18 protein-coding genes are annotated in these 14,418 nt (G+C 68.4%); 10 read left to right on the top strand and 8 right to left on the bottom strand.

The features are described 5' to 3' along the window. Positions 1–564: a class I SAM-dependent methyltransferase gene (locus K3U96_RS16175; protein ID WP_220690366.1), complete on the bottom strand. Its 564-nt coding sequence runs from the start codon at positions 562–564 to the stop codon at positions 1–3. A 107-nt stretch (positions 565–671) separates the two neighbouring features. After that, complete coding sequence (locus K3U96_RS16170) at positions 672–1,439, bottom strand: enoyl-CoA hydratase (RefSeq protein WP_069407248.1); 768 nt, start codon at positions 1,437–1,439, stop codon at positions 672–674. Between the two features lie 23 nt (positions 1,440–1,462). Here K3U96_RS16170 and K3U96_RS16165 point away from each other — a divergent pair, with 23 nt between their 5' ends. Next, a complete protein-coding gene (locus K3U96_RS16165; protein ID WP_069407238.1) occupies positions 1,463–1,738 on the top strand; it encodes a DUF2277 domain-containing protein in 276 nt (91 codons plus the stop codon). Next, positions 1,735–2,283 (top strand): DUF1802 family protein, encoded by a 549-nt coding sequence (locus tag K3U96_RS16160; RefSeq protein ID WP_220690365.1) that lies wholly within the window; start codon positions 1,735–1,737, stop codon positions 2,281–2,283. The genes K3U96_RS16165 and K3U96_RS16160 overlap by 4 nt, the downstream gene beginning before the upstream one ends. Here the strand turns inward: K3U96_RS16160 and K3U96_RS16155 are convergent. Together K3U96_RS16155 and K3U96_RS16150 are read right to left on the bottom strand one after the other, a co-directional pair. Beyond that, complete coding sequence (locus K3U96_RS16155) at positions 2,272–3,945, bottom strand: CocE/NonD family hydrolase (protein ID WP_230982167.1); 1,674 nt, start codon at positions 3,943–3,945, stop codon at positions 2,272–2,274. The genes K3U96_RS16160 and K3U96_RS16155 overlap by 12 nt on opposite strands. Beyond that, positions 3,942–4,574 carry a TetR/AcrR family transcriptional regulator gene (locus K3U96_RS16150; protein WP_220690363.1) on the bottom strand — a complete coding sequence of 211 codons (633 nt, stop codon included), beginning with the start codon at positions 4,572–4,574 and terminating at the stop codon, positions 3,942–3,944. Before K3U96_RS16150 ends, K3U96_RS16155 begins: the two co-directional genes overlap by 4 nt. A gap of 123 nt (positions 4,575–4,697) precedes the next feature. On the opposite strand from K3U96_RS16150, the gene K3U96_RS16145 reads away from it, so the two are divergent. Then, positions 4,698–5,834, top strand: a complete 1,137-nt coding sequence (locus K3U96_RS16145) for a sulfotransferase family protein (protein WP_220690362.1) — start codon at positions 4,698–4,700, stop codon at positions 5,832–5,834. After that, positions 5,831–6,907, top strand: coding sequence for a DUF7064 domain-containing protein (locus K3U96_RS16140; RefSeq protein WP_220690361.1), 1,077 nt, complete (start codon positions 5,831–5,833; stop codon positions 6,905–6,907). The genes K3U96_RS16145 and K3U96_RS16140 overlap by 4 nt, the downstream gene beginning before the upstream one ends. Here the strand turns inward: K3U96_RS16140 and K3U96_RS16135 are convergent. Further along, positions 6,904–7,476, bottom strand: a complete 573-nt coding sequence (locus K3U96_RS16135; RefSeq protein WP_069407242.1) for a DUF3558 domain-containing protein — start codon at positions 7,474–7,476, stop codon at positions 6,904–6,906. The two genes, K3U96_RS16140 and K3U96_RS16135, sit on opposite strands and share 4 nt — an antisense overlap. 174 nt (positions 7,477–7,650) lie before the next feature. Here K3U96_RS16135 and pptH point away from each other — a divergent pair, with 174 nt between their 5' ends. Genes pptH through K3U96_RS16115 form a run of 4 tightly spaced genes read left to right on the top strand, consistent with a single transcriptional unit; the run spans position 7,651 to position 10,603 of the window. After that, entirely contained in the window at positions 7,651–8,601 is a 951-nt protein-coding gene (gene pptH, locus K3U96_RS16130) for an ACP phosphodiesterase PptH (protein ID WP_069407243.1), read from the top strand. Between the two features lie 2 nt (positions 8,602–8,603). Further along, positions 8,604–9,278: a 4'-phosphopantetheinyl transferase PptT gene (pptT, locus tag K3U96_RS16125; RefSeq protein ID WP_069407244.1), complete on the top strand. Its 675-nt coding sequence runs from the start codon at positions 8,604–8,606 to the stop codon at positions 9,276–9,278. Then, the gene (truB, locus tag K3U96_RS16120; RefSeq protein ID WP_069407245.1) at positions 9,275–10,159 is read left to right on the top strand and encodes a tRNA pseudouridine(55) synthase TruB; all 885 of its coding nucleotides are present in this window, start codon (positions 9,275–9,277) and stop codon (positions 10,157–10,159) included. Before pptT ends, truB begins: the two co-directional genes overlap by 4 nt. A 48-nt stretch (positions 10,160–10,207) precedes the next feature. Further along, positions 10,208–10,603 carry a DUF6632 domain-containing protein gene (locus K3U96_RS16115; RefSeq protein ID WP_069407246.1) on the top strand — a complete coding sequence of 132 codons (396 nt, stop codon included), beginning with the start codon at positions 10,208–10,210 and terminating at the stop codon, positions 10,601–10,603. A gap of 85 nt (positions 10,604–10,688) precedes the next feature. Here K3U96_RS16115 and K3U96_RS16110 read toward each other — a convergent pair whose 3' ends face one another. The 3 genes from K3U96_RS16110 to mntR all read right to left on the bottom strand — a co-directional run bounded on the left by K3U96_RS16110 (position 10,689) and on the right by mntR (position 12,611). Then, positions 10,689–11,084, bottom strand: coding sequence for a nitroreductase family deazaflavin-dependent oxidoreductase (locus tag K3U96_RS16110; RefSeq protein WP_220690360.1), 396 nt, complete (start codon positions 11,082–11,084; stop codon positions 10,689–10,691). Positions 11,085–11,186: 102 nt separating this feature from the next. After that, positions 11,187–11,846: an NAD-dependent epimerase/dehydratase family protein gene (locus tag K3U96_RS16105; protein WP_220690359.1), complete on the bottom strand. Its 660-nt coding sequence runs from the start codon at positions 11,844–11,846 to the stop codon at positions 11,187–11,189. A 60-nt stretch (positions 11,847–11,906) separates the two neighbouring features. Further along, positions 11,907–12,611 carry a manganese-binding transcriptional regulator MntR gene (mntR, locus tag K3U96_RS16100; RefSeq protein WP_069406988.1) on the bottom strand — a complete coding sequence of 235 codons (705 nt, stop codon included), beginning with the start codon at positions 12,609–12,611 and terminating at the stop codon, positions 11,907–11,909. An 81-nt stretch (positions 12,612–12,692) separates the two neighbouring features. Here mntR and K3U96_RS16095 point away from each other — a divergent pair, with 81 nt between their 5' ends. After that, positions 12,693–13,673 (top strand): bifunctional riboflavin kinase/FAD synthetase, encoded by a 981-nt coding sequence (locus K3U96_RS16095; RefSeq protein ID WP_069406987.1) that lies wholly within the window; start codon positions 12,693–12,695, stop codon positions 13,671–13,673. A 184-nt stretch (positions 13,674–13,857) separates the two neighbouring features. Further along, positions 13,858–14,127 carry a 30S ribosomal protein S15 gene (rpsO, locus tag K3U96_RS16090; RefSeq protein WP_069406986.1) on the top strand — a complete coding sequence of 90 codons (270 nt, stop codon included), beginning with the start codon at positions 13,858–13,860 and terminating at the stop codon, positions 14,125–14,127. The last annotated feature ends 291 nt before the right edge of the window (positions 14,128–14,418 follow it).

The following is a 14,418-nucleotide window of genomic DNA, read 5'->3' as shown; positions in this document are numbered from 1 at the left end:
CTACGTCGCCCGGGCGATCGCCGCCCAACCGTAGTCGGTCGTTTTCACCTCGATGTCGCCGAAACCGGCCACCGCCAACCGGTCCGGCAGCGTCGTCGGGTCGACGGGGTTGTAGGTGTCGCCGTCGTGCGCGACGGCCAACTCGTCGCTGCCGAGGCTGTCGCTGGCCACCAGCGCCGCGCCGGGCCGCAGCACCCGCGCGACTTCGGCGAACAGCCGGTCCTGCAGTTCGGCGGTGGGCACATGGTGAAGCATGGTGAAACACGCTGCGCCGGTGAAGGTTCCATCGGGAAGCCTCAGCTGTGTCGCGTCGCCGTTGATGATCTCGACCGACGGCGTGTCGGCGAAGCGTTCGGTGAGCATCGCCGCGAGCTTGTCGTCGATCTCCACCGATGTCAGGCGGGCCGCCACCGTGCCAAGTACGTCGGTGGTGGCACCGTAACCGGGGCCGACCTCGAGCACGTTGTCACCGAGATCGGTCTGACCGAGCGCCCACGGCAGGATCACCTCGCGGATCAGCGCCCGCCATTCGTCGCTGCCGCAATACTCGTGCAATTCGTTCACGACTGCAGCCTACGAGCGTGCGCGAAATCGGGAAAGAACTCGGCGTGTCGCTCTCTTACTACGCACGCTCGCGCCGGCTGGCGCGTGGGCCCACGCGCCAGAGAGGGTCAGCGCACCTGGGAGCGCCCTCGCTGCAGCACGGCGTCTCGGTTGGCCGCGATGTCGTCGCCACTTGTGGACCGCATCCACTCGCGCGCCGAGGCCGCCTCGATCCACAACCCCTCGTTCGTCTGCGCCTCGTCGATGCGGTGATACGACGCCAGCAGCGCCTGCACCGCGCGCTGATTGTTGCCCACGATGGCGGCCGCCACCCGGCGCGCGGTCGGCAGCAGCTCGGCGTGCGCCACCACCTCGGTCACCAGCCCCGCACGCAGCGCATCGGCGGCCGACAGGTAGTCACCGGTCAGGCTCATCCGCCGGGCCATCCCGACACCGACCTTCTGCGGCAGCCGCACCGACAGCCCCCAGGTCGGCAGCAACCCGACACGGGCGTGGGTGTCGGCGAAGGCGGCCTGCTCGGAGGCGATCAGGATGTCGCAGTACAACGCGAGCTCCAGCCCGCCGGTCACCGCCGCCCCGTTGATCGCGCCGATCACCGGCTTGGTCATCGCCGGCCATTTCGGCGAGATATCGGGCAGCTCCGTGGTGTTGCCGAGCTCCTTGAGGTCGAGTCCTGCGCAGAACACGGGATCGGCTCCGGTGACGATCACGACGTCGACGCCCTCGTCGGCCTGCGCCTCCCCGAGCGCGGCGAAAAAGCGTTTACGCAGCTCGACCGAGAGCGCGTTGCGTGCCTGCGGCCGGTTCAGCGTCAACGTGCGCACGCGGTCCGTCGTATCGATGAGCAAGATCTCTGGGGTTTCTGAGCTGACCATGCCGCTGAACATATCGTGTAGGCATGTGCCGAAACATCACCGAGCTCCGCGGCCTGCAGCCGGCCGCGACCGACGAGGAGATCGAGGCGGCCGCGCGCCAGTACATCCGCAAGGTCAGCGGCATCACCCGGCCCACGACAGCCAACGTCGAGGCCTTCGAGGCCGCCGTCGCCGAGGTCACCGCCACCACCGCGCGGCTGCTGGCCGTGCTGCCTGCGCGACGGCAACCGCCCAAGACCGTGCCGCCGCTGCGCCGGCCCGAGGTGCGGGCCCGGATCGCGGCAGCCGCCAAGCCGTGACCCAACCCGCCCTCAAGGAGTGGAGCGCCGCGGTCTCTGCGCTGCTCGACGGCAGGCAGACCGTGCTGCTGCGCAAGGGCGGTATCCACGAGAAGCGGTTCGCGGTCACGGCATCGCGGTTCCTGCTGTTCCCGACCGTCGCGCACAGCCACGCCGAACGGGTCCGTCCCGAACATCGTGATCTGCTCGACGAGGCGGCCGCGGACAGCACCGAGGACGCGGTGGTGATCCGCGCGGGCGCCACCGTCGTCGCCGCCGTCGAAGTGAACCGGCCTGAAGCGCTCAACGAGATTGCCCCACTGCATATCTGGACCGACGAGTCGGTGCGCGCCGACCGGCTCGACTTTCGGCCCAGACACCGGCTCACCGTGTTGGTGGTGCAGGCCAGCCCGCTAACCGAGCCGGTGCGCCTGCCGCGCACCCCCGACTACGCCGGCTGCACCAGTTGGGTGCAGCTGCCCGCCGAACCCCGGTGGGCCGAGCCGGTGCACGACGCCGCGGTGCTGGCCGAGGTGGCCGAGCGCGTTCGCCGCTCAGTCGGCTGACGGCGGACGCGGCCCCGCGGGCAGCACCAGCCGCGACGCGCCGGCACCCAGGTGCACCGTGTGCGTTGCCGGTACCAGCCGTCGGCTCGACAGCACCGGTTCGTCGGTGCCGAGGTTGCGCAAAAACCGCGGATGCGAACCACCTGCGACCAGTACCCGGATGCGTGAGCCGGTGCGGAACCGGTGTGCGACCGCGTCGAGCTCGATGCGGACGGTTTCGGAATCCGTTGCGGCCCTGAGGTATCCGTCGCTGACATTTCGGGATCGGCCCTTGGGGTCCACCTCGCTGATCCGGACGAACAGATCGTGATGGATGTTGTCGCAGGTGTGCGCCAACTCCAGGACCGGCGTGCCGACCACGTAGAGATCGGCGGGCAACCGGTCACCGGTGAAGCTGAGCACGTCGGCGCGCTGCGCCAGGCGGTCATCTCGGCGGTAACCGCCTTCGGGGGCGAGCAACCGGCCGCCGACGGTGGGGGTGGGGTCGGCCGGATCGTAGGTGAACGTCGACGCCGGCACCGTCTCGGGCGGCACCGCATCGCCGAGCCGTCCGCCGGGCTGCAGGTAACGCACCATCTCGGGCATCGCAGGCGGCCATTCCGGCAGGTCGGTCCAGCCCGCACCGCCGACGTGGATGCGCACGCGGTCGCGCCGGGTTCCGGGGCGGCCTCCCAGATGGCTGCCGAGCCAGTCCAAGGACTCCCGGATGACGGTCGGCGCCGCCTTGGTGGTCAGGTGGGTGTGCGTCCACGGCCCGACGGTCAATCCGACGTCGACGCCGCGCTGATGCAGTCGCTGGTACTGGGTCATCGTCTGCTCGAAAAACACGTCCTGCCAGCCGCCGACGAGCAGCACCGGGATCTCGGCGCGGTCCAACGCCTGGTCCAACCGCATGGACGCCCAGTACGGATCGGTGGGCTCGGTGTGCTCCAACCACTCCTCGAACCACGGTGCGCCCGTGCCAAGCATCGCCCGGGCGGCCTCGCCGAGCGGTACACCGCGCGCGGCGCGGGCCAATGCCCGCCGGGCGTTGAGCTGCCTGACGAGCGTGCGGATCCGGCCCGGGTCCTCCTGATGGGCGACCAGGTTGCTCCAGCCCAGGAAGTCGTTGAGACCGAACGAACCCGCCCCCCAGCGCGGTCCGCTGGTGTCGTGCGGTCCGACGACGATGACGGCGGCCTTCATCTCCGGTGGCGGATCGACCAGCAGGGCCCATTGGGTGAAGCCCAGATACGACAGGCCGACGGTGCCGAACGAACCGGTGAACCAGGGCTGTTCGCGCAGCCAGGCCACGGTGTCGGCGCCGTCGGGGATTTCGTGCGACATCGGCGTGAACCGACCGCCGGAGCCGTAGGTGCCGCGCACGCTCTGCAGCACGACGTGATAGCCCCGCGCGGCATACACCCCGGCATACAACGTCGAGAACGGGAAGCCGCGGCCGTACGGGCAGCGCACCAGCAGGGTGCCGGCGGGCCGCGCGGTGGCGGGCTGATAGTGGTCGGTCATCAACTCCACCCCGTCGCGCATCGGCACCCGCACACGGTTCACGGTGAAGTCGGTGCTCTGCGGCGGCAGGCGCAGCAGGCGCGACACCGTGCGGGCGGCCAGGCGCCGGGTTTTCGAGCGGGACGGCGTGGTTGCTACGGATGAAACTGCGGTCACGGCACTGAGGTTACGCAGGGGGTGCCGTCGCCATGTTCGATTGCCCGCACCACCTGCGACATCAGCCATTCGATCGCGCGGGTGGCGTCCTCACCGCCCAGGCCCCAGCCGCTGACCAGCCGTTCATAGGACGCCGGACTCCACAGCACGTCGAGCAGCCCGGCCATGGTGTGGCGTTGGGCGTGCGCCAGGTCCGGGCGCGCCGTGGCCACCGCGCGTAGCAGCGCCTCGCGGCGACGCTGGTCGGAGCTGACGAACGCCGAATCGTTGGGCGTCGGCACCGATTCGCGGACCGCGAACCGCTGCAGCGAGGCGAAGACGCGCGCGGTCACCGCACCGAGGTTGTCGAGGTCGACGTCCTGGTAGGACACCCCGGCCTCGGCCTCCAGCCGCGCCATCACCGCGTCGTGCAGGTGCCGCTCGGTGGGGAAGTGCCGGTACACCGTGCGCTCGCCGACGCCGGCGCGCGCGGCGACGGCGCGAAACGTCAGCCCGCGCCAGTCCCAGCTGTCGAACTCGTGCACCAGTTCGCTGCCGGCGGCGACGATGCGCTCGCGGGTCTGCGCGGCCTTCTGCATGCGGGCGCGGTTGTCGTAGCGGCGGCGCGGAGCCGTTGACGAGTCGGCCATAATAGTGACAGTGTACTGTCACGAATTCGACCCCTTGTGCGACGAACGTGGGTTACCGCCACGCAACAAGGCCGAATGGCGTGCGGGTAACCCACGTTCGCGCAGGAAAGTGGGAGGTGCACCGTGGCATCAGCCGAGGAGTTGATGGCGGCCGCCGTCAGCCGCACCGGGTGCGACGACTTCGGTGACGACGCCTTCCGCGAGGGGCTGGAGGTGCTCACCCGGGCGCTGCGCGACGAAGCCCGGTTGAACACCCGCGGCGAAGGCTTCATCTATCAGCGCATCGGGCTGCATCTAGATCAGCGGCTGCAGGTCGAGGACTGGTATCGCCGTCACCCCGAGATCGACGACGAGCAAATCGTCGCGCCGCTGTTCGGGCTCGGGCTGCCCCGCACCGGATCCACCGCGCTGTCGTTCCTGCTCGCCCAGGACCCTGGTGTGCGGTACCTGCGCAGTTGGGAATCCGCGCAGCCCTGTCCGCCGCCGTCGACGGTCATCGGTGTGGACCCGCGCATCCCGCCCGATCAGCGCAGCCCGATCGCCGGCGGCCGCCGGCACGTGCCCAACGATGTTCGCGGCCCGATGGAATGCCTGGAGTTGATGGCGCTCGACTTCAGATCGCAGATCTTTCAGGCCTACGCGCAGATCCCGTCGTATTCCGAATGGCTGGTCGACCAAGCCGATTTCACGTCGACCTACCGCTACCAGCTCCGCGTGCTCAAGCTGCTGCAGTGGGGTGAGCCGACCCGCCGGTGGCGGCTGAAATCGCCCGCGCACGTGCTCTCGCTGCCGCATCTGGACCGGGTCTTTCCCGACGCCCGCTTCGTGATGACCCACCGCGACCCGGCCGACGTGATGCTGTCGGTGGCCGACGTGTACGCCGACATCGTCGGCGGTTTCACCGATCACCTCGACACCGGTTATCTCGGCCGGCTCAACGTCGCCCAGTGGTCGACGGGCATGGATCGCGTGATGGCGTTTCGCGCCCGCGGCGCCGAAGACCGCTTCTACGACATCGACTTTCGCTCGATGCAGGCCGACCCGGTCGGTGAAGTGACGCGGCTGTACGCGTGGCTCGGCGAACCGCTCACCGAGGAGTTCACCGCCAGGATGCAGGCGTGGTGGGCCGAGAACGCCGAGAAACGTGAGCCGCACCCCAAGGCCGACCCCGAGGTATTCGGCTTGCACCCCAACGCGATTCGGCCGTTGTTCGCCGACTACGTCAGCACCTACATATCTGCAGGGGGACAGTGCCCATGAGCGGTGCCAGCGCGAAAAACCTGACCGGCGGCATCGACCCCGCCCGCGAGTTCGTGTTCGCCACCCGCCCGGAGAATCCCGAGATGCGGGATTCGGTGAGCGTCTGGGTGTTTGACGACCGCGGCGAGTTGGGGTTGCCCCGCGTCGGCATCGAGGCGGTCGCCGCGAACTGGGAGACGCACAGCCTGCAGGTCAACGTGGCGTTCGCCGACGGCCGGGTCTACCGGTTGCGCGACGACGCCGACGCCCGGCCGGTCGCCGGTGCCGACGGTGAACCGAGGGTACTGGGTGCCGGTCCGCTGGCGTTCGAATGCGTGGCGCCGTTCGACGTCTGGACGATGACGTTCGACGGGCAGGCCGTGCAGACGACGTCGGCCGATCTGGCCGCGGGTCGCAAGGACGGGCCGTTGGTGGACCTGCGATTCGAGGTCGAAGCGAAAATGGCCGTGCCACCGTGGGTTCAGGGGGCGATGCAACCCACAGCCGCCCAGCAGCTGACGACGACGCTCGTCGGTGACCTGATGGGCGGCGCGCGCTACGAACAGCTGTTCCGGGCGACGGGTGTGCTGGCCGTGGCCGGCCGGCAACACGGTTTCGCCGGCAGCGGGTTGCGCATCCGCCGTCAGGGCGTGCGACGGTTGGAGGGGTTCTGGGGCCACTGCTGGCAGTCGGCGGTGTTCGGCAGCGGGCGGGCATTCGGCTACATCGCGTACCCGCCGCGCCCCGACGGCCAACCCAACTACAACGAGGGCTACCTGTACGCCGGCGACGGCACCCTCGTTCCCGCGCGCGTCGTCGAGGCGCCGTGGCTACGCCGGTTGCAGGCCCGCGGCGAGGACGTCTCCGTCGTGCTGGAGACCGACCGCGGCACCGTGCGGATCGAGGGCGAGACCGTGCTGTCCACCCACGACCTCACCGACCCCAGCGAAATCCCCGCCGAGCAACTCGCCAAGATGGCCGACTGGAGTTTCCCGGCCCTGCAGCAGGCGGGCGTGCGTTATCGCTGGGACGGCGAGGAGACGATCGGCATGCTGGAGCGGTCGAGCCCCATTGACCAGCTGGAGGACCGCTAGAACACGTAGTGCGGCACCAGCTCGTGGGCGCGCTGCAGGTTGGTCTGCATGCAGTCGGGGTCGGGATCGGAGTAGACCGGTGAGTAGAACAGCGACTGCTGCAGCACGCCGTAGCTGGTGTCGAACGCCACCATGCAGGTGATCCACCAGCGGTTGTTCCAGTCGGTGGGCTTCATGATCCACCACTGCGCGGCGCGGTGACCGTCGATGTCCAGCTGCACCGCATCGGGCGGCAGCGTCTCCTCGTAGCTGCGCCAGACGATGGCCTCGACGGCCATCTGGTAGTTCCCGGCGTCGTACTTGCAGCGCAGCTGGTCCTCGGGGACCGGCGGGGTGAACGCCAACCCGAGGCTTTGCACCACACCGAGCGGGATGTCGTTGCAGGGATTGAACGGCGACGGATCGACGGTCTCGACGACCGGCCACTTGATGCTGGTGGTGACGTTGGTCATCGGCAGGTCGGCGGCGTGCACGTGCATCGGCTGACCAGACGGATTGGTCTGCCACACCACGATCACCGCCGCGAACAGCGCACATGCCGCCGCGACCAGGCGCAGTTTGGCGACCATCACACCTCCTGCTCGTTCAGCGGCCACCCCGCCGCCGGTTGTCCGACCTTGCGGGGAGTGTAGCGGTGCGCCGTGCCCCTCCGACGCATAAATAAGAACATGTTCTAGTTCGCCCCGCGCCGGGGCACGTGTGGGCGAACGGCGCCGACGGCCGCGCAAGTAGGCTGGTCAGCTGTGACCCGCGATGGCCGACGACCCACCCTCTGGGCGATCAGCGACCTTCACACCGGGCACACGGGCAACAAACCGGTGACCGAGGCGCTGCACCCGGCGACCCCCGACGACTGGCTGATCGTTGCGGGCGACGTCGCCGAGCGCACCGATGAGATCCGCTGGGCGCTGGATCTGTTGCGTAAACGGTTCGCCAAGGTGATCTGGATTCCGGGCAACCACGAGCTGTGGACCACCAACCGCGATCCGATGCAGATCTTCGGCAAGGCCCGCTACGACTACCTCGTCAACATGTGCGACGAGATGGGCATCGTCACCCCCGAGCACCCCTATCCGGTGTGGACCGAGGGCGGCGGCCCAGCCACGATCGTGCCGATGTTTCTGCTCTACGACTACACCTTCCTGCCTGCGGGGGCGGCGACCAAGGCCGAGGGCCTGGCGATCGCGCGGGAGCGCAACGTCGTCGGCACCGACGAGTTCCTGCTGTCGGCCGAGCCGTACGCCACCCGCGACGCGTGGTGTCGCGAACGGGTGGCCTATACCCGCAAGCGGCTCGAGGACCTCGACTGGATGACACCGACGGTGCAGGTCAACCACTTTCCGATGGTCCGGGAACCCTGCGAGGCGATGTTCTATCCGGAGTTCTCGTTGTGGTGCGGCACCACCGCTACCGCGGACTGGCACACCCGCTACAACGCCGTCTGCTCGGTGTACGGGCACCTGCACATTCCGCGCACCACCTGGTATGACGGTGTCCGGTTCGAGGAGGTGTCGGTGGGTTATCCGCGGGAATGGCGCCGGCGCAAGCCGTATCGCTGGCTGCGCCAGATCCTGCCGGACCCGGCGTATCCGCCCGGCTACCTCAACGAGTTCGGCGGCCATTTCGAGATCACCCAGGAGATGCGCGACAACGCCGCCAAGGTGTCCCAGCGCGTCCGGAACAGGCGGTCGTGAGCATGGCCGCCACACTGCTGTCCGGCGTGCTGCCTGCGGCCGTGCCCGAACTCGCCGCCGCAGAACGGTACGACGATCCCACCGAGATCGCGCCGCTGCCCGAAGAGGAGCCGCTGATCGCGAAGTCGGTGGCCAAGCGGCGCAACGAGTTCATCACCGTGCGCCATTGCGCGCGGGAGGCGTTGAGCCAGCTCGGGGTGGCGCCTGCGCCGATTCTCAAGGGGGAGAAGGGCGAACCCTGCTGGCCCGACGGCGTCGTGGGCAGCCTCACCCACTGCGAGGGATTCCGCGGCGCGGCCGTCGCCAGAACGGGCATCGTGCGTTCGCTCGGTATCGACGCCGAACCGCACGGCGTGCTGCCCGACGGGGTGCTCGACGCGATCAGCCTGCCCGCCGAGCGCACCGAGCTGCGTGAGCTGCCCGGCGGCCTGCACTGGGACCGGATCCTGTTCTGCGCCAAGGAGGCGACCTACAAGGCGTGGTTTCCGCTAACCCGGCGCTGGTTGGGGTTCGAGGACGCCCACATCGTGTTCGACGTCGACGACAGCGGCAGCGCGGGCCGGTTCGTGTCCCGCATCCTCATCGACCCGGCCGCGCTGACCGGGCCACCGCTGGAGACGTTGTCGGGCCGCTGGTCGGTGCGCGACGGGCTGGCGCTCACCGCCATCGTCTTATGACCGAGGCGGGCCTTGTCGTCGTCGACAAGCCGGCGGGTATGACCAGCCACGACGTGGTCGGCCGGTGCCGGCGCATCTTCGGCACCCGAAAGGTCGGCCACGCCGGCACCCTCGATCCGATGGCCACCGGTGTGCTGGTGGTCGGTATCGAGCGCGCCACCAAGATCCTCGGACTGCTGACGTCCACCGACAAGTCGTATGCCGCGACGATCCGGCTCGGCCAGACCACCTCCACCGAAGACGCCGAAGGCGAAGTGCTGCAGAGCATTTCGACGGCCGACGTCAGCGACGCCCAGATCGAGGCCGCGGTGGCCGCGCTGCGCGGCGAGATCGACCAAATTCCGTCGGCGGTCAGTGCCATCAAGGTCGGCGGGCAGCGGGCCTACAAGCTCGCCCGCGAGGGACAGCCGGTCGAGTTGGCGCCGCGGCCGGTGCGGATCGACCGGTTCGACGTGCTCACCGTGCGTCGTCACCCCAAAGGGCTGCTCGACGTGGACGTCGAGGTGGACTGCTCGAGCGGCACCTACATCCGCGCGCTGGCCCGCGACGTGGGCGCCGCGCTGGGCGTCGGCGGGCACCTCACCGCGCTGCGCCGCACCCGGGTGGGCGGCTTCGGGTTGGACGAGGCGCGCAGCCTCGACGCCCTCGCCGACGAGCCGCGCCTGTCGTATTCGCTCGACGAGGCCTGCCTGCTGTCGTTTCCGCGCCGGGATCTGACGGCCGAGCAGGCCGAATCGGCCAGCCACGGCCGGGCGCTGGAACCTGCGGGTATCGACGGCATCTACGCGGCCACCGCCCCCGGCGGGCGGGTCATCGCGTTGTTGCAGGACCAGCCGAAGCGCACGAAATCTGTCGTCGTGTTGCGTCCGGCGACGCTGTAGGCCCGTTCGCGCGCATACTGAGAGCCCCGTTCAGATGGGAGCCACGAGATGTCGCCGTACAAAGCCCTGCAGATTGTTCTCGTCGTGTTCGGCGTCGTCGCCATCTGCCTGTATCCGCTGGCCGCGCTGTGGCCCTCGGGGTGGGCCTGGCATTCGGGGCCGCCGCATCATTCCGACTACTTCATGATGATCGTCGGGCTCTACGCGACGTTGGGGGTGTTTTTACTGATCGCGGCGCGTGACCCCCGCGCCCATCTCAGCCTGATCTGGTTCGCCGTGTGGTCCAGCGTCGTGCACGCGGCGATCATGGCGGTGCAGTCGTTTCAAGGTGAGCATCACATGGGGCACCTTCTCGGCGATGTGCCCGCGCTTCTCATCGCGGCGATCGCGGTGGCGGTGCTGGTGCGGGCTTCCGGCGTCACCCGGTCCGAGCCGCGGCGCTGAATTGGTTGGGCGCCTTGCTTATCGGTTCAGCGGTGGCAGTTCTCGTCTTCGGCGGTCCTGACTGACACGCAATAACGGACCGAACTCAATCCACCTCGGCGGCTTTCGTCAACACCAATGCCGCTTCGTTATAGGGGAACAGTCGGTAAAACAGCCGGGGCGCCGGCATGATGAGCGGTGCGGCCCTTGCCTTCTCGACGATCTGAGGGTCGGCTAACGCGACAGCCTGACCCCGCTTATGCAGTACTGCCGGTCCGCCCGCAAGTATGTTCTTGAGCCAGTCGGTCTCTGGCCCGTAGCCGATCAGAATGACGAACCCGTTCTGCGTCCTGAAAACCAGCAGGGGTGTTCGATATCGCGTACCTGAGCGGCGTCCCGTGTGCTCGAGCGTACCCAAGCAGGGGAGCCACGGGGTCAGCGAGCGAGCCACAGGATTGGTGATACGACGATTGAAGTTTGCGACAGCACGAGGCACGCGCATAATGTCCCTTCTTCACCGATTGCCGTTTCTTTGCACCGCCCGTAATGCCTGCACTGAGCCGGTGTGCCAACACTTCACAGTGCCAAGACTGTCGCGCCGGGATCACGCTCGAGGCCGATCCCACAACGGCTCGCCCAACTTCGCGCGTATTTGCCCCCACGGGTCGGCGTACTCACCCGGTGCGTTCCGGTACGGCGACTGTAGCCCCATGACCACTCGCGCTATCGGGGCGATGAGCCGACCGACGTAGCACAGTAACCGGAACTTCTGCGCCAACTCGGCCGTCAAGTCGGGCCATGAGTGATTCTGAAACTGCAACGCCTCTTGCGCACGGGTGGTGTCCATCCAGTCGGTGACAAACCAGTCGTCGTCGCTGTTCGGATCGCCGGGTCGGCCCGGTGGCATGGCTCCCGGTAGGCCCAGGGCCGCCACTAGGCCCGAGGTGACTTCGGCGTAGGTCAGTCGGTGCGAATCGTCGCCGCCAATCAGTAGGATTTCGCGAGCGACGTCGGCCGTGGTTGCCGCAGCGAAGGCCCACGCGACGTCGCGAACGTCGACGGTTTGCACGCGACCGTCGCTGGGCAGCGCGGCTTGGAAGTACATCGCGTCGGTGGTGACCGGCAGTGACCCCAAGTCGGGGCTGAGCACTGCCCCGAGTCGCAGAACCACCCATTCCAGCGTCGATGCCCGGACGATCTCCTCGGCCTCAGACTTCTGGCCGCTGTAGACGTCGTAGGGGCGCATCGGGTCATCCGCCTTCAATGGAGGGGTAGTGCGGTGCGGATTGCGTGGACCCATCACGGTGATGCTCGATGATCGCGATTAGCCGATCACCCAGATCGCTTCTGCGGCAGGGCTGCCCAGATCCACCGTGGTGCCCGGATCGTGCTCGTCGGCGTCGGCGGACTTCACCGCCACCGAGATCATGCCCGCGAAATCGCGGCGGGCCAGCACCTGCAATCGCGAGTCCAGGCTGATGCCGACGCTGTCGAAATACCGCAGCATCTCCGGGTCCGCGTCGGAGATCCGGGCGACGGTGCCGGTGTCCCCGTCGTCGCAGACCGACAGCTGGCGCGCCGGCGGTGTGGGCACCCGGCCGTCGGCGGCCGGGATCGGATCGCCGTGCGGATCGCGGGTGGGGTACCCCAGTTTGGCGTCGATGCGGTCGAGCATCCGGTCCGACACCGCGTGCTCGAGCACCTCGGCCTCGTCGTGCACCTCGTCCCAGCTGTAGCCGAGTTCACGCACCAGGAACGTCTCCATCAGCCGGTGGCGGCGCACCATCGCCAACGCGGCCGCCCGGCCCGCGTCGGTCAACGTCACCGCCCCGTACTTCTCGTGGTTGACCAGTCCCTGATCGGCGAGCTTGCGGATGGACTCCGAGGCGGTGCTCGCCGACACGCCGATCCGCTCGGCCAGCAGCTTGGTGCTGACCTTTTCCAGCGACCATTCCTGGACGGTCCAGATGACTTTCAGGTAGTCCTGGGCAACCGTCGTCAGGTCACGCGCATCGCCGGCAACACTCACGGTTAGCAAGTTTAGGCAATCATCACCTCATCTGGGGATCTCGCGCAGCCGGGCCGCGCGGCGCGCCGTAGGCTTGCGACTGTGCAGCGCTGGCGCGGACAGGAGGATATCCCCACGGACTGGGGCCGATGCGTCATCACCATCGGCGTATTCGACGGTGTCCATCGCGGTCACCAGGAGTTGATCAGCCAGGCGGTCAAGGCCGGCCGGACCCGCGGCGTGCCGACCGTGGTGATGACCTTCGATCCGCACCCGATGGAGGTCGTGTTTCCCGGTAGCCATCCCGCGCAGCTGACCACCCTGACCCGGCGCGCCGAACTGGTCGAGGAACTCGGCGTCGACGTGTTCCTGGTGATGCCGTTCACCGCCGACTTCATGAAGCTGACGCCGGAGCGCTACATCCACGAACTGCTGGTCGAGCGCCTGCACGTGGTCGAGGTCGTGGTCGGCGATAACTTCACGTTCGGCAAGAAGGCCGCAGGCAACGTCGCGCTGCTGCACAAGGCCGGCGAGCGGTTCGGCTTCGCGGTCGAGAGCATGTCGCTGGTGTCGGAGGTGACCGAACACCACCGGGAAGAGGCCGTCACGTTCTCGTCGACCTACATCCGGTCCTGCGTGGATGCCGGTGACGTGGTGGCCGCCGCCGAGGCGCTCGGCCGGCCGCACCGCGTCGAGGGCGTGGTCGTCCGCGGTGACGGGCGCGGCAAGGTGCTCGGCTTTCCGACCGCCAATGTCGCGCCGCCGATGTACTCGGCCATCCCCGCCGACGGTGTGTACGCGGCGTGGTTCACCGTCCTGGGCCACGGGCCGATCGCCGGTTCGGTGATCCCGGGGGAGCGCTACCAGGCCGCGGTGTCGGTGGGGACCAACCCCACGTTTTCCGGCCGGACCCGCACCGTGGAGGCGTTCGTCCTCGACACCAACGCCGACCTGTACGGCCAACACGTCGCGCTGGACTTCATCGACCGCATCCGCGGACAGGAGAAGTTCGCCAGCGTCGACGACCTGGTGCAGGCGATGGGCGCCGACACCGAACGGGCACGGTCGATCCTGGCGCCCTGACGCCGCGCGGCCCGCTTCTCACCACGAACCCACGTGTGAACCGAGTGCCTGCGCGCGGGCTCGTCGGGATTTCGCCGCGCGCCACCGCCGCTGCTAAACTCCACAGCCGACCCGGCGTGTGCTGCAGTTCGCGGTGGCCACCCGTTAGAAATTTGTCGCGGACCGATGGATATGGAGTTACTTCGTGGCGCTCACCGCCGAACAGAAGAAAGAAATTCTGGGCCAGTACGGCCTGCATGACACCGACACCGGCTCGCCGGAAGCCCAGGTCGCGCTGCTGACCAAGCGGATCATCGACCTGACCGAGCACCTGAAGGTGCACAAGCACGACCACCACTCCCGGCGCGGTCTGCTGCTGCTGGTCGGGCGCAGGCGCCGGCTGCTCAAGTACGTCGCCCAGGTCGACGTGGCGCGCTACCGCGCGCTGATCGAGCGTCTCGGCCTGCGTCGCTGACGCCGGCACCCTAGCGGGGGTCCGTCCGGTACCTGCTGCAGGGTACGATGGGTGAGTTCACCAGCCATTCCGGCTCGAACGTCCGGGTGCGATTTTCGCAGTTCCGCAAGAATCGCTCCTGCGCGTCATATCGGGAACCCGCCTGATCGGGCGGTCTTCGGTAGTGGCTGCCGGGTTCCCCCTTCCGCGGGGGCAGACCGGCAGCTTCGATCGATGGCCGTAGCCGCATCCAGGCCGGTGGTTCACACGCTGTGACGACGCGAAACAGTGAAAAAGAATCCAGAGAGGCCA

The organism is Mycolicibacterium holsaticum DSM 44478 = JCM 12374, assembly GCF_019645835.1.
GTDB classification, from domain to species: Bacteria; Actinomycetota; Actinomycetes; order Mycobacteriales; family Mycobacteriaceae; genus Mycobacterium; species Mycobacterium holsaticum.
Note: the sequence above shows the minus strand (reverse complement) of the source record. Positions and strands in the feature narration are given on the sequence as shown.

What these genes read in the sequence shown, in the direction of transcription:
- K3U96_RS16170 (WP_069407248.1), bottom strand. Translation starts at nt 1,439, where the DNA reads ATGGTCAGCTCAGAAACCCCAGAGATCTTGCTCATCGATACGACGGAC.
- K3U96_RS16165 (WP_069407238.1), top strand. Translation starts at nt 1,463, where the DNA reads ATGTGCCGAAACATCACCGAGCTCCGCGGCCTGCAGCCGGCCGCGACC.
- K3U96_RS16150 (WP_220690363.1), bottom strand. Translation starts at nt 4,574, where the DNA reads ATGGCCGACTCGTCAACGGCTCCGCGCCGCCGCTACGACAACCGCGCC.
- K3U96_RS16140 (WP_220690361.1), top strand. Translation starts at nt 5,831, where the DNA reads ATGAGCGGTGCCAGCGCGAAAAACCTGACCGGCGGCATCGACCCCGCC.
- K3U96_RS16135 (WP_069407242.1), bottom strand. Translation starts at nt 7,476, where the DNA reads ATGGTCGCCAAACTGCGCCTGGTCGCGGCGGCATGTGCGCTGTTCGCG.
- pptT (WP_069407244.1), top strand. Translation starts at nt 8,604, where the DNA reads ATGGCCGCCACACTGCTGTCCGGCGTGCTGCCTGCGGCCGTGCCCGAA.
- truB (WP_069407245.1), top strand. Translation starts at nt 9,275, where the DNA reads ATGACCGAGGCGGGCCTTGTCGTCGTCGACAAGCCGGCGGGTATGACC.
- K3U96_RS16115 (WP_069407246.1), top strand. Translation starts at nt 10,208, where the DNA reads ATGTCGCCGTACAAAGCCCTGCAGATTGTTCTCGTCGTGTTCGGCGTC.
- K3U96_RS16110 (WP_220690360.1), bottom strand. Translation starts at nt 11,084, where the DNA reads ATGCGCGTGCCTCGTGCTGTCGCAAACTTCAATCGTCGTATCACCAAT.